A 12348-nucleotide genomic window follows, 5' to 3' on the forward strand; every position below is an offset into this window, starting at 1 on the left:
GCGGACCGGCGATGACGGCGACGACGGAAGCGGGCAGACTGCTGCCCGCGGACCTGCTGGAGCGCTTCCGGGCGCGGGCTGCCGGCTACGATGCGGCGAACACCTTCTTCGCGGAGGACTTCGCCGACCTCGAGGAGGCGGGCTACCTCCGCATCCTGGCGGACACGCGGCCGGGGGACGCAGGCGGCATGGCCGGGGCCGCGGCCGCCCAGCGCCGGCTCGCCGCGGCCGCTCCCGCGACGGCGCTCGGCATCAACATGCACCTGGTGTGGACGGCGGTCGCGGGCCTGCTCGCGGATCGTGGGGACGCGTCGCTGGAATCTGTCCTCGACGAGGCCGGGCGGGGCGAGGTGTTCGCCTTCGGTGTCTCGGAGCCGGGCAACGACGCCGTCCTGTTCGACTCGCTGACCCGCGTGGACCGCCTGCCCGACGGCGGGTACAGCTTCACCGGCACCAAGGTCTTCACCAGCCTGTCGCCGGTGTGGACCCGCCTCGGGATCTTCGGCAAGCTGCACGGGCGAGACGGCGACGACGTGATCCTCCATGCCTTCGTGCCCCGCGGGACGCCCGGCGTGGAGATCGTCGAGGACTGGGATCCGCTCGGCATGCGCGCCACGCAGTCCCACACGACGCGGCTCTCCGGCGTCCGCGTGCCGGCCGATGCGGTGTTCCGGCGTGTCCCGGTGGGACCGAATGCCGATCTCCTGGTGTTCGGGATCTTCGCGGCGTTCGAGACCCTCATCGCCGCGGTGTACCTCGGGATCGCGGACCGGGCACTCGATCTCTCGGCGCAGGCGCTCGGCCGACGGCGGAGCATGGTCGCGGACCGTCCGCTGTCCGACGATCCGGTCCTGCGGAACACGCTCGCGGCCGCAGCGATGCAGCGTACCGCGGCCGAGGCGCAGCTTCGCGGCGTGGTGCAGGATCTGGACGCCAGGGTCGATGAGGGGCCCGCCTGGTTCTCCCGCCTCGTGACCCTGAAGACCCACGCGGTGGAGGCAGCGGTCGCTGCGACGCGGACCGCGCTGCACGTGGGCGGGGGATCGGGTTTCGCGGCGTCGTCGGAAGTGGTGCGGCTGCACCGCGACGCCCTCGCCGGGCAGTTCCATCCCTCCACCGAGGAATCGGCGCGGGCCACGGTGGCCACGGCCCTCCTCGGGCCGCCCTCCGCCTGAGCCGGCCCCCGGCCTCGCTGGGCTCGTCGTCGGCGTCGGCGTTGGCGTTGGGATCGTGGTCGGGTGCCGGTGCTACGCCGTGCGTTCGACCCGGAGGACCTTGCGCCGCAGCCAGTACCGTCTGCCGCCGCCCATGTAGATACAGCTGCGTTCTAGTTCCCACTTGCCGTATTCTGCGTGCTCGGTCAATAGTTTCCGGGCCGCGGGCAGTGGTTCTCCGGCGCTCACGGTGAGCACGAGGTACTCGTACTGCCGCCCGTAATCACGCTTGCGGACGGCGCTTGCATTCAGAAAATGTTCTCGCATATCCCTCCAATTCTGATCACTTTACCGATAACGTCTAGGCCATGAGCATAGATCCGCGTGTCGCGCTCCAGTCCCTCGTGACGGCCCTCGAAGAGCACCTGGCGGCCGCGGCGTCATCGCGGGACGACAACGATCCCGCGGTGGAAGCGGCGTACCTCGGGATCGCGGACGCCTTCGAGGTCTACGAGGAGGCCCTCTACGACGCCTTCGGTGAGGTGACCCCGCTCGAGATCTACGAGGACACCGACGAGGACGACTCCGACGACGAGGACTCCGACGAGGGTCCTGACGACGAGGACTCCGACTACGCGTCCGATCTGGTCGATGCCGAAGTGGAGCACTGACCGGACCCGACCCGCCGGCTCCAACGGCACCGCGTGCCGGGGCAGGGGCGTCAGAGCAGGGCGGAGACCTCGTCCAGGACCTCCGCGATGGGCTCCGCCACGGGGGCGCTGCCCGTCTGCAGGATCTCCTTGAGTTGCTGGGGGGTCCGTGCGCCCACGATCGCGGCGGCCACGCCCGGCCGGTGGAGCAGCCAGCGCAGCGCGAGTTCGTGCGGCTGCAGGTCGAGCCCCCGGGCCGCCGTGCACAGTGCCTCCGTGATGCGCTGGGGTTTCCCGGTGAGGTATGGCTCCACGTAGGGGGCCCACACCTCGGACGCGCCGCGGGACTCCGACGGGATCCTGCCACGGTACTTGCCGGTGAGGACGCCGCGGCCCAGCGGACCCCACGCCAGGATCGCCGCGCCGAAGGCCGCGGCGGCCGGCAGGACGTCGCGCTCGGCGCCACGGCTGAGGAGGGAGTACTCGACGTCGTTCACCAGCAGCGGGAACGACGCCGTCGCGGCCGCCCGCGCGAACTCCCAGCCCGCGTAGTTGGAGACGCCCACGTAGCGTGCGCGGCCGCTGGCATAGGCGACCTCGAGCGCGCTCAGGGTCTCCTCCAGCGGAACGGCCGCGTCGGGTGACGGCGCGAGCCACACGTCGACGTGGTCCGTGCCGAGCAGCGAGAGGGATGCGTCGAGCGAGTCCAGCAGTCCCCGGCGTGAGCCGTCGAGGCGCCGGCTGCCCGAACGCGTGGTGCCGCCCTGCACCACCAGCACGAGCTCCGACCGCGCCACGGTGTCGCCGATGAATCCGCCCAGCATCGCCTCGGCCTGGCCCTCGCCGTAGCGGGCCGCGGTCTCCACGAGCGTGCCCCCGGCATCGGTGAAGAGACGGAGCTGCTCGCGGGCCGCCTCCTCGCCGACCTCCTGCCCCCAGGTCATGGTCCCGAGTCCCAGCGCCGAGACCGTCAGGCCGCTCGCTCCCACGTTTCGCCGTTGCATGGAGCCAAGCCTAAAGCCTGGGCCCCGCCGCATGGCTTAGGGTCGTAAGGGTGCATTGGATAGAAGCAGTCATCCTGGGGTTCGTCCAGGGCCTCACCGAATTCCTGCCCATCTCCTCGAGTGCGCACCTGCGCATCGTCGGCGAGCTCCTGCCGAACGCGCAGGACCCGGGTGCGGCGTTCACGGCGATCACCCAGCTGGGCACGGAGACCGCCGTCGTCGTCTTCTTCTGGCGGGACATCGTCCGGATCATCAGGGCCTGGTTCGGCGCCCTCGCGGGCAGGGTCCCGCGGAACCACCCGGATGTCCGCATGGGCTGGCTGGTCATCCTCGGCAGCGTGCCGATCGTGCTGCTCGGGCTCCTCTTCCAGGACCAGATCGAGAGCACGTTCCGCAGCATGTGGCTCGTGGCGACGATGCTGATCGTGTTCGGGCTGATCCTCGCCGTCGCCGACCATGTGGGACGCCAGACGCGCGACCTCCAGAGCCTCACCTACGGGCACGGCATCCTGTTCGGACTGGCGCAGGCCCTGGCCCTCGTCCCGGGCGTGTCGCGGTCCGGCGGGACCATCACGGCCGGCCTGCTGATGGGATACACCCGTGAGGCGGCGGCCCGCTACTCGTTCCTCCTCGCCATCCCCGCCGTGTTCGGCAGCGGCGTATACCAGCTGGTGAAGAGCTACGACGAGGCAGGACCGTACTCCCTCCCGGAGACGGCCCTCGCCACGGTGGTCGCCTTCCTCGTCGGCTTCGCGATCATCGGCTGGTTCCTCCGGTACGTCACGACCCGCGGCTACGGACTGTTCGTCTGGTACCGCATCCTGCTCGGTCTCGCGCTCTACGTGCTCCTCGGACTCGGCGTCATCAGCGCCTGACGCCGGGCCGTAAGGTAGAACGTGTGATTGCGTGGAACTCGACTCCTGTCCCAGAACTCGACGGCACCCAGTCGGACATCACCCTGTTCGACACCGCCCGCCAGGAGCCGGCACTCCTCCCCGGCCGACCCGAGCAGAGCCTCTACGTCTGCGGCATCACCCCCTACGACGCGACCCACCTCGGCCACGCGGCCACCTACGTGGCCTTCGACCTGCTGAACAGGACCTGGCGTGATGCCGGGTCCGCCGTGCACTACGTCCAGAACGTCACCGACGTCGACGACCCCCTCCTCGAACGTGCGACCGCCACCGGGGTGGACTGGCGCGACCTCGCCGCAGGGCAGATCGCCCTCTTCCGGGAGGACATGGAGGCACTGAACGTGCTGCCGCCGGAGCAGTACGTGGGAGCGGTGGAGGCGATCGACTGGATCGTGCCCGTCGTCGAGGACCTCGTGGCCCGAGGCCTCGCCTACCCCGTGCCCGGCGCGGACGGCGAGCCCGACGGTGACGTCTACTTCTCCCTGGACGCCTGCGCCGCGCTCGACGAGGCGGACGAGGCCCGCTGGTTCCTCGGCCAGGTCTCGCACCTGGACGGCAGCACGATGCTCGAACTCTCGGCGGAGCGCGGCGGCGACCCGGCCCGCCCCGGGAAGCGCAACGCCCTCGATCCGCTCCTCTGGCGGTCCGCCCGCGAGGGCGAGCCCAGCTGGCCCGGCGGGTCACTGGGCGACGGCAGGCCCGGCTGGCACATCGAGTGCTCGGTGATCGCCCAGCGCTTCCTCCCGTCCCCCTTCACGGTGCAGGGCGGCGGCTCCGACCTCGTGTTCCCCCACCACGAGATGAGTGCCTCCCACGCCTGGGCGGCCGCCGGCACCCCGCTCGCGCGGCACTACGCCCACGCCGGCATGGTGGGCTACGACGGCGGGAAGATGAGCAAGTCCCGCGGGAACCTCGTGCTCGTCTCCGTGCTCCGCCGCGCCGGCGTCGACCCCGCTGCCATCCGCCTCGCCATCCTCGCGCACCACTACCGCGGTGACTGGTCGTGGACCGACGGCGTGCTGGACAGCGCCGTCGACCGCCTCGCCACCTGGCGGGCGGCCGCCGGCGCGGCGACGCAGGACGACGTCGATGCCGTGCGCGACCGGATCCGGGCCCACCTGGCGGACGATCTCGACGCGCCGTCCGCCCTGGCCGCAGTGGATGCCCTGGCGGCGGAGATCCGTCACCGGTCAGCATCCGGGGAACCGGCGGAGCAGCCCGCCGAGGGGGGAGCGCGGCGCGGCCTGGCCGACGTCGTCGACGCGCTGCTCGGCGTCCGGCTCTAGCCGGTCCGCGCCCGGGGGAGTCCGGGCGGTACCGGGGAACGGACCGACGGGTCGTCCCCGGGCGCCCGGTGTACCAGGACTACTGCAGCACGATCCTCAGGATGCCGAACACCAGCGCGGCCACGCCGAGGATCGTCGCGATCCAGCCCAGCACGCGCCCGGCGCTGGAACGCTCGCCGAGGCGCTCGGCCTTATTGGCCTGCATGATGGCGAGCGGCCCGAGGACGATGCCGAGGAAGAAGATCCCGACGATCCCCAGGACGAGGGACGCCGTCCTGGCCTTCCCCGCCTCCGGGGGAAGGGGTCCGGCACCGGACGCGTGCTCGTACGGCTGCTGTGACACGAGGGCCTCCGATCAGCCCGGCCGGCACGGGTCCCGGCCCGGGGTGGGTGGGTGCTGGCGCGGCGGTTCGTCCGCGCGCCGTGCCGCGACTCTACTCCGCTCCGCCGTCCGATGCCCTGGGGTGGGGGAGCTGTACGCTCACCGCATGAGCAGACTCGTGGTCTCGGTGCTGACATCGCTCGACGGCTACTTCCAGGGCCCCGAGGGTGACCTCGGTGTGATGCCCTTCGAGGACGCGTTCAACACGCACAACCTGGAGTTGCTGAGGAGCGCCGGGACCCTCGTGTACGGGAGTACCTGGTTCACGGAGAACTGGGATTTCTGGTCGGAGGTCGCGGCGGATCCGTCCGCGGACGCCCGGGAACACGACATCGCCCGCTTCGTCACCACGCTGCCCTCGATCGTCATCAGCGATTCGATGGCCGCGGAGCCGGACGCCCCCTGGGCGCGGTCCACCCGGATCATCCCCAGGGCCTCGGCGCCGGCGGAGCTCGCCCGCCTCAAGGAGGAAGGCGGCGGTGGCGGTGACCTGGTGATGTTCGGCAGCGCGACGACCTGGAACCCGCTGCTCGAGCGGGGGCTGGTCGACGAGCTGATCGTCCTGGTCGGCGCCGCACTGCTCGGGACCGGGAACAAGCTGTACGCCGGTCCCCGCACCGGCCTGCGACTGGCTGATGCACGCATCCTGCCGGGGTCGGAGCTCGTGAGGATCCGCTACCTCACCACCGGCTAGGGGTTTCCCCGACGTGCTCCTGACGGATCGATACTCGCGCTACTGCTCGCGGCGCCGCTTCTTCAGGTAACGCTCGAACTCCCGCGCGATCGATTCGCCGCTCGCCTCCGGCAGGTCCACCGTGTCCTTCGCCTCCTCGAGCTGGCGCACGTAGGCGGCAACCTCCGGGTCCTCGGTGGCGAGCTCGTCGACGCCGCGTTCCCAGGCTTCGGATTCCTCCGTCAGGACGTGGGTGTCCACCGTGATCTGCAGGATCTCCTCCAGCTTGTTGAGCAGGGCGAGCTGCGCCTTGGGGGAGGGGGACTGCCCCACGTAGTGCGGGACGGCCGCCCAGAGCGACATCGTGGGGATGTCCGCGAGCAGCCCCATCTCCGCCAGGACGCCCACGATCCCGATCGGCCCCTCGTAGGTGGAGGGCTCCACGTCCAGGCTCTCGCGCACGAGGTCGTCGTCGGAGGTCACGGTCACCGGGATGGGACGGGAATGCGGGACATCCGCGAGCAGCGCACCCACCAGGACGATGCAGTCCACGCTCAACTCCTTGGCCAGCGCGACCAGCTCGGCGGTGTACGCACGCCACTTGTACGACGGCTCCACGCCGTTGACGAGGATCAGGTCCACGTTGGAGTCCGGGACCACCGTCTTGCTGATGCGGGTGTTGGGCCACTTGATCCGGCGCTGGCCCGTGGAGTTGCGCTTGATCATGGGGCGCGTGAACTGGAAGTCGTAGAACTCGTCGGCGTCGATCGTCGAGATCCGCTCGCTGCCGAAGAACCGGCCCATGTACTTCAACGCGTCACTGGCGGCCTCGCCGGCATCGTTCCAGCCCTCGAACGCGGCGAGCAGGATCGTGGTCCGCCGCTCGGGCTCGCCGGCATCCTGGAAAAGGTCCTGTATGCCGTTCGGCTGGTTCTCTTCGAAGCTGTCCACGTTCTCACCCTAAACCCCGGTGCGCGGGCATGTCAGGCGGGCTTCGGCCGCTATGCGCACAGCTGACGTACGGCCCTCCCGGGGCCCCACCGTAGACTTGGGAGCATGGCCAACCACCCCACCGGCACCGTCCGCACCCTGTCCCGCACGGACCCCGACGGCGACGGCCGGGCCCCCGAGGGGAACCTCCGAGGCCTCCAGGGCGTGCTGTGGGACATGGACGGGACGATCGTCGACACCGAGCCGTACTGGATCAGGGCCGAGAAGGACCTCGTCGAGTCATACGGCGGGTCATGGACGACCGAGCAGGCCACGGCGCTCGTGGGCCAGGCGCTGGAGTACTCCGCAGGGCGCCTCCAGGAGGCAGGGGTGGCGCTGGGCATCCGCGCCATCATCGAGCACCTCACCGAGCGGGTGGCCGCGGACGTACGCGCCGCCGTCCCGTGGCGCCCGGGCGCCAGGGAGCTCCTGGCCGCGCTCCGCGAGGAGGGCATCCCCTGTGCGATGGTGACGATGTCGGAGACCCTGCTCGCCACGGCCGTCGCCTCCCGGCTCCCCGAGGGCACCTTCCAGCATCTCGTGACGGGTGACCGCGTGAGCGCCGGCAAGCCCGACCCCGAGGCGTACCAGCTCGGATTCGACCTGCTCGCCGCCGACCACCCGGGCCTGAGCAAGGACCGCGTGGTCGCCGTCGAGGACTCCCTGCCGGGCGTGACGTCCGCGCTCGCCGCGGGGCTCGTCACGCTCGCGGTCCCGCACTTCGTCCCCCTGCCCCCCGACGGCCGGCGCACGGACTGGGACACCCTGGCCGGCCACACGCCGGCCGATCTCGCGGCGCTCCTGCCCACCAGGACAGGGGCCGACGCCGGGACGGGCACCGGGCACGACGCCGGACACGCCGACCTGCGCGAGGGGGGAGGGGCGGCCCATGAGTGACGCCGAGCAGCCGGTCCGGTCCCAGCCGAGCCCCGGCCTGTCCCTCGGCCGGATCGCCGGCATCCCCGTCGTCCTGGCCTGGTCCTGGTTCGTCATCACCCTCTTCATCGTCGTGGTGTTCGGACCCCGCGTCGCCGACGCCTTCCCGGGGATCGGGGCCGGCGCCTACGGCGTCGCCCTGGGCTACGCCCTGCTCCTCGCCGCCTCAGTGCTGCTCCACGAGCTCTCCCACGCCCTCACGGCGCGCGCCTTCGGGTGGCCCACCACGCGGATCGTGCTCAACCTCTGGGGCGGCCACACGCAGTTCGCCAGCTTCAACGCCTCACCCGGCCGGTCGCTCCTCGTGGCCCTCGCCGGCCCGGCGGCCAACTTCGTGCTCGCGGGGATCGGCTGGGGTGCCCTGCAGGCCATGGCCCCCGGGTCGGTCACCTACCTGCTGACCACGATCCTCGTCTGGGCGAACCTCCTGGTCGCCCTGTTCAACGTGCTGCCGGGCCTTCCGCTCGACGGCGGACGCCTCGTGGAGAGCGCCGTCTGGAAGGCGACCGGGAGCCAGGAGAAGGGGACCGTGGCGGCCGGCTGGGCCGGCCGCATCATCGTGATCCTCCTCCTCGGCGTCGTGATCGGCATCCCGCTGGTCCGCGGGCTGCAGCCCGACCTCACGGTCATCGTCATCGCCGTCGTCATGGGCGCCTTCCTCTGGATGGGTGCGTCGGCGGCCATCGAGAACGCCCGCATGCGCCTGCGCCTGCCCGCGATCAGCGCCGGACGGCTGCAGCAGCGCGCCGTCGGGCTGCCCGCGGGCACGACTGTCGCCGCCGCCCGCCGCCTGCTGCGCGAGAACCCCGGTGCCGCCGTCGTCGTCACTGGGGCCTCGGGCATGCCGGAGGCCGTCGTCGACGAAACCGCGCTGCTCGCCGTCCCGGAGGAGGCCGAAGGCACGACGCCGGTCAACGCCGCCGCGCGCCGCCTCGCCGCAGGCGCCTACGTGCCCGAATGGGCGGAGGGGCAGGAGCTCGTCCAGTTCCTCGCGCGGCTCGAGGGCAACGAGTACGCCGTCATCAACCGGCAGGGCGCCGTCACCGGACTCCTGCACCAGCGGACCGTCGTCCACGCCATCACCGGCAAGGGCACCCCCGGTCCCTGACGGCCGCTCAGCGTCCTCCCGAGCCCGAGCCATGATCTCCCCGAGTCGACCCGCCGTTCTTCCCGTTCTCCCCGTTCTCCCCGTTCGCCCACCGCTTGTTCGCGCCGGTTCCGCCGGCCCCTGCCGAAGGACCTCCATGAGCACTGTCCCCGCATCCCCCACCCCCGAGACCCCGTCCACGCCGCACGGAGCGGCCGCCCGGCGCGGCCCGTTCCGCGCCGGCGAGCGGGTGCAGCTGACCGACGAGAAGGGCCGGATGAACACGATCACCCTCACGCCCGGCGGCGCGTTCCACACGCACAAGGGATTCCTGCAGCACGACACCCTCATCGGCGCCACCGAGGGCACCATCCTCGAGAACACCACCGGGCAGCTCTACCAGGCGCTGCGGCCCCTCCTGTCCGACTTCGTGCTGTCCATGCCGCGCGGCGCGGCCGTGGTGTACCCGAAGGACGCCGGGCAGATCGTGACCATGGCCGACATCTATCCCGGAGCGCGCGTCGTCGAAGCCGGCGTCGGCTCCGGCGCCCTGTCCATCTCGCTCCTGCGTGCCGTCGGCGACGCCGGCTCCCTCCACTCCTTCGAGCGGCGTGAGGAGTTCGCGGACATCGCGCGCGGCAACGTGGAGACGATCTTCGGCGGACCCCACCCGGCCTGGCAGATCACGCTCGGCGATTTCCAGGAGCAGGTGCTGGAGCACGAGGAACCGGGCACCGTGGACCGGGTGGTGCTCGACATGCTGGCACCCTGGGAGTGCCTGGACGCCGTCGCCACCGTCCTCGCCGCCGGCGGCGTGTGGATCAGCTATGTGGCCACGGTCACGCAGCTCTCCCGGACGGCCGAGGCCATCCGCGCGGACGGGCGCTTCACCGAACCCGAGGGGTGGGAGTCCATGGTGCGCGGCTGGCACCTCGAGGGCCTCGCCGTCCGCCCCGACCACCGCATGGTCGCCCACACGGGCTTCCTCATCACCACGCGGAGGCTCGCCCCCGGCGCCACGGGGTTCACCCCGAAGCGCAGGCCGTCCAAGACCGGCTTCAGTGAGGAGGACCTCAACGCGTGGACGCCGCAGGCCGTCGGGGAGCGCGACGTGTCCGACAAGCGCCTCCGCCGGGTGGCCCGCGACGCGGCATCCACCATCCAGCGCGGGTCCCTGCCCCCGGAAGAGGCCCAGGCCCGGCGCGACGCGATCGCCGACGGCGGTTCCGTCGAGTAGACGCGGGCACCGAGCGGGGGCGGGGCGCGCGAGGATTCCTTTCCCCGCACGCCCCCGATCGATGCGGTACGAGACCCGTCCGACGCGTGGGATCGACTACGGTCGGACTGAGGTCGGACTGAGGTCGGACCGAGGGTCGACTGCGGGCCGGCTGCGGGCTGATAGTGCACCGGAAGACTCCGGACGCAACTCGGCACACCGGGGGCCCGGCTCTGCGCTAAGGTCGAAAGACAGCCGAACGTCGATCACGAGGTGGCGAACCAGAATGCCGGAATCAGACGACTACGCTCCTGCCGCCGACCAGCGCGGCCCCAACCCGCCTGCCGCCGAGCTCCCCGCCGACCACTCGATCACCCAGCGCCAGCTGAACGTGCTGCGGGACAAGCTCCGCCACATCGACCGGCAGCTCGCCGCGGCCACCCAGAACAACGCCAAGCTCGTCTCCGCGCTCGAGTCCGCCCGCACGGAGATCGTCCGGCTGAAGGCGGCCCTCGAGAAGGAGGGCGCCGCCCCGTTCAGCTTCGCCACCGTGATGCAGGTGAACCCGAAGCGCCCCGCCGAGCCCGGGACCACCACAGAGGCGACCGTGCAGGACACGGCCGACATCCTGCAGTCGGGGCGCAAGCTCCGCGTCACCGTCAGCCCTCTCATCAACGTCCGCCAGCTCGCCCCCGGCCAGGAGGTGCTGCTCAACGAGTCGCTCACCATCGTCGCCGCGCTCGGCTTCGAGCGGGCCGGGGAGATCGTCACCGTCAAGGAGCTCCTCGGCGCGGACCGCGCGCTCGTGGTGGGCCGCACCGACGACGAGCGTGTCATCAGGCTCAGCGGGCCGCTGCGCGCGGAGAAAATCCGGGTGGGCGACGCCCTCGCCGTCGACACGAAATCCGGGTACGGGCTCGAGAAGGTCCCCCGCAGCGAGGTGGAGAACCTCGTGCTCGAGGAAGTACCGGACATCGCGTACGGCGACATCGGCGGGCTCGGCCCCCAGATCGAGCAGATCCGCGACGCCGTCGAGCTGCCCTTCCTGCACCCCGACCTCTACCGCGAGCACGGGCTCAAGCCGCCCAAGGGGATCCTGCTCTACGGTCCGCCCGGCTGCGGCAAGACGCTGATCGCCAAGGCCGTGGCCAACTCGCTCGCGGCGCGGGCCGCCGAGCGCGCCGGCGTCGAGCAGATCCGCAGCTACTTCCTCAACATCAAGGGACCGGAGCTGCTGGACAAGTACGTGGGCGAGACCGAACGCCACATCCGGCTCATCTTCGCCCGGGCGCGTGAGAAGGCGTCCGACGGCAGCCCCGTCGTCGTCTTCTTCGACGAGATGGATTCGCTCTTCCGCACCCGCGGCACCGGGGTGTCCTCCGACGTGGAGACCACCATTGTGCCGCAGCTGCTGAGCGAGATCGACGGCGTCGAGAAGCTCGAGAACGTGATCGTCATCGGTGCCTCCAACCGCGAGGACATGATCGACCCGGCCATCCTGCGGCCGGGCCGGCTGGACGTGAAGATCAAGATCCAGCGGCCCGACGCGGAGGGCGCCGCGGAGATCTTCGCGAAGTACGTCACCGCCGACCTGCCGCTGCACGCCGACGACCTCGCCGAGAATGGCAACGATCCGCAGAGCACCATCTCCGAGATGATCCGCCGCACGGTGGAGCAGATGTACTCGACCGACAAGTCCAACGAGTACCTCGAGGTCACCTACGCCAACGGCGACACCGAGATGCTGTACTTCAAGGACTTCAACTCCGGGGCCGTCATCCAGAACGTGGTCGACCGCGCCAAGAAGTACGCCATCAAGGACCTCCTCCTCGACGGCAGCCGGGGCCTGCGCATCGAACACCTCATGCGGGCCGTGGTGGACGAGTTCCGTGAGCACGAGGACATGCCGAACACCACGAACCCCGACGACTGGGCGCGCATCTCCGGCAAGAAGGGCGAGCGCATCACGTACATCCGCACCATCGTGCAGGGCAAGGCGGGCCAGGAACCCGGCAAGTCGATCGAGACGACGGCGAACACCGGCCAGTATCTGTGA

General features: G+C 71.1%; 13 protein-coding genes. 9 read left to right on the top strand and 4 right to left on the bottom strand.

Going from position 1 to position 12348, the window contains the following annotated elements; genetic code table 11:
- Nucleotides 1-11 precede the first annotated feature (11 nt).
- Nucleotides 12-1175, top strand: coding sequence for an acyl-CoA dehydrogenase family protein (locus V6S67_RS08955; protein WP_334209916.1), 1164 nt, complete (start codon nucleotides 12-14; stop codon nucleotides 1173-1175).
- Nucleotides 1176-1247: 72 nt separating this feature from the next.
- On the opposite strand, the gene V6S67_RS08960 is transcribed toward V6S67_RS08955, so the two are convergent.
- Nucleotides 1248-1481 (bottom strand): DUF5703 family protein, encoded by a 234-nt coding sequence (locus V6S67_RS08960; protein WP_334209917.1) that lies wholly within the window; start codon nucleotides 1479-1481, stop codon nucleotides 1248-1250.
- A gap of 41 nt (nucleotides 1482-1522) precedes the next feature.
- Here V6S67_RS08960 and V6S67_RS08965 point away from each other — a divergent pair, with 41 nt between their 5' ends.
- Nucleotides 1523-1825 (top strand): hypothetical protein, encoded by a 303-nt coding sequence (locus V6S67_RS08965; protein ID WP_334209918.1) that lies wholly within the window; start codon nucleotides 1523-1525, stop codon nucleotides 1823-1825.
- A gap of 50 nt (nucleotides 1826-1875) precedes the next feature.
- Here V6S67_RS08965 and V6S67_RS08970 read toward each other — a convergent pair whose 3' ends face one another.
- A complete protein-coding gene (locus V6S67_RS08970) occupies nucleotides 1876-2808 on the bottom strand; it encodes an aldo/keto reductase (protein WP_334209919.1) in 933 nt (310 codons plus the stop codon).
- Between the two features lie 50 nt (nucleotides 2809-2858).
- Between V6S67_RS08970 and V6S67_RS08975 the strand changes: the two genes are divergently transcribed.
- Nucleotides 2859-3683 carry an undecaprenyl-diphosphate phosphatase gene (locus V6S67_RS08975; RefSeq protein ID WP_334209920.1) on the top strand — a complete coding sequence of 275 codons (825 nt, stop codon included), beginning with the start codon at nucleotides 2859-2861 and terminating at the stop codon, nucleotides 3681-3683.
- Nucleotides 3684-3706: 23 nt separating this feature from the next.
- Nucleotides 3707-5008: a cysteine--1-D-myo-inosityl 2-amino-2-deoxy-alpha-D-glucopyranoside ligase gene (gene mshC, locus V6S67_RS08980; protein ID WP_334209921.1), complete on the top strand. Its 1302-nt coding sequence runs from the start codon at nucleotides 3707-3709 to the stop codon at nucleotides 5006-5008.
- 79 nt (nucleotides 5009-5087) lie between these two features.
- Here the strand turns inward: mshC and V6S67_RS08985 are convergent, their stop codons facing one another.
- Nucleotides 5088-5351 (bottom strand): hypothetical protein, encoded by a 264-nt coding sequence (locus V6S67_RS08985; RefSeq protein WP_334209922.1) that lies wholly within the window; start codon nucleotides 5349-5351, stop codon nucleotides 5088-5090.
- A 145-nt stretch (nucleotides 5352-5496) separates the two neighbouring features.
- Between V6S67_RS08985 and V6S67_RS08990 the strand changes: the two genes are divergently transcribed.
- On the top strand, nucleotides 5497-6084 hold the full coding sequence (locus V6S67_RS08990) for a dihydrofolate reductase family protein (RefSeq protein ID WP_334209923.1): 588 nt from the start codon (nucleotides 5497-5499) through the stop codon (nucleotides 6082-6084).
- Between the two features lie 39 nt (nucleotides 6085-6123).
- Here V6S67_RS08990 and V6S67_RS08995 read toward each other — a convergent pair whose 3' ends face one another.
- Nucleotides 6124-7014 carry a PAC2 family protein gene (locus V6S67_RS08995; RefSeq protein ID WP_442884754.1) on the bottom strand — a complete coding sequence of 297 codons (891 nt, stop codon included), beginning with the start codon at nucleotides 7012-7014 and terminating at the stop codon, nucleotides 6124-6126.
- 105 nt (nucleotides 7015-7119) lie between these two features.
- Here V6S67_RS08995 and V6S67_RS09000 point away from each other — a divergent pair, with 105 nt between their 5' ends.
- From V6S67_RS09000 to arc, 4 genes are all read left to right on the top strand, one after another.
- Nucleotides 7120-7950, top strand: a complete 831-nt coding sequence (locus tag V6S67_RS09000; protein WP_334209924.1) for an HAD family hydrolase — start codon at nucleotides 7120-7122, stop codon at nucleotides 7948-7950.
- Nucleotides 7943-9097, top strand: coding sequence for a site-2 protease family protein (locus tag V6S67_RS09005; RefSeq protein WP_334209925.1), 1155 nt, complete (start codon nucleotides 7943-7945; stop codon nucleotides 9095-9097). Before V6S67_RS09000 ends, V6S67_RS09005 begins: the two co-directional genes overlap by 8 nt.
- 136 nt (nucleotides 9098-9233) lie before the next feature.
- Nucleotides 9234-10313: a tRNA (adenine-N1)-methyltransferase gene (locus V6S67_RS09010; protein WP_334209926.1), complete on the top strand. Its 1080-nt coding sequence runs from the start codon at nucleotides 9234-9236 to the stop codon at nucleotides 10311-10313.
- Nucleotides 10314-10578: 265 nt separating this feature from the next.
- Nucleotides 10579-12348 carry a proteasome ATPase gene (arc, locus tag V6S67_RS09015; RefSeq protein WP_334209927.1) on the top strand — a complete coding sequence of 590 codons (1770 nt, stop codon included), beginning with the start codon at nucleotides 10579-10581 and terminating at the stop codon, nucleotides 12346-12348.

It is taken from the genome of Arthrobacter sp. Soc17.1.1.1 (assembly GCF_036867195.1).
Taxonomy (GTDB): domain Bacteria; phylum Actinomycetota; class Actinomycetes; order Actinomycetales; family Micrococcaceae; genus Arthrobacter_D.

Bases quoted from the DNA above. Each gene is read 5' to 3' on its own strand.
- V6S67_RS08955 (WP_334209916.1), top strand. From the start codon at position 12: ATGACGGCGACGACGGAAGCGGGCAGACTGCTGCCCGCGGACCTGCTG.
- V6S67_RS08960 (WP_334209917.1), bottom strand. From the start codon at position 1,481: ATGCGAGAACATTTTCTGAATGCAAGCGCCGTCCGCAAGCGTGATTAC.
- V6S67_RS08965 (WP_334209918.1), top strand. From the start codon at position 1,523: ATGAGCATAGATCCGCGTGTCGCGCTCCAGTCCCTCGTGACGGCCCTC.
- V6S67_RS08970 (WP_334209919.1), bottom strand. From the start codon at position 2,808: ATGCAACGGCGAAACGTGGGAGCGAGCGGCCTGACGGTCTCGGCGCTG.
- V6S67_RS08990 (WP_334209923.1), top strand. From the start codon at position 5,497: ATGAGCAGACTCGTGGTCTCGGTGCTGACATCGCTCGACGGCTACTTC.
- V6S67_RS09000 (WP_334209924.1), top strand. From the start codon at position 7,120: ATGGCCAACCACCCCACCGGCACCGTCCGCACCCTGTCCCGCACGGAC.
- V6S67_RS09005 (WP_334209925.1), top strand. From the start codon at position 7,943: ATGAGTGACGCCGAGCAGCCGGTCCGGTCCCAGCCGAGCCCCGGCCTG.
- V6S67_RS09010 (WP_334209926.1), top strand. From the start codon at position 9,234: ATGAGCACTGTCCCCGCATCCCCCACCCCCGAGACCCCGTCCACGCCG.
- arc (WP_334209927.1), top strand. From the start codon at position 10,579: ATGCCGGAATCAGACGACTACGCTCCTGCCGCCGACCAGCGCGGCCCC.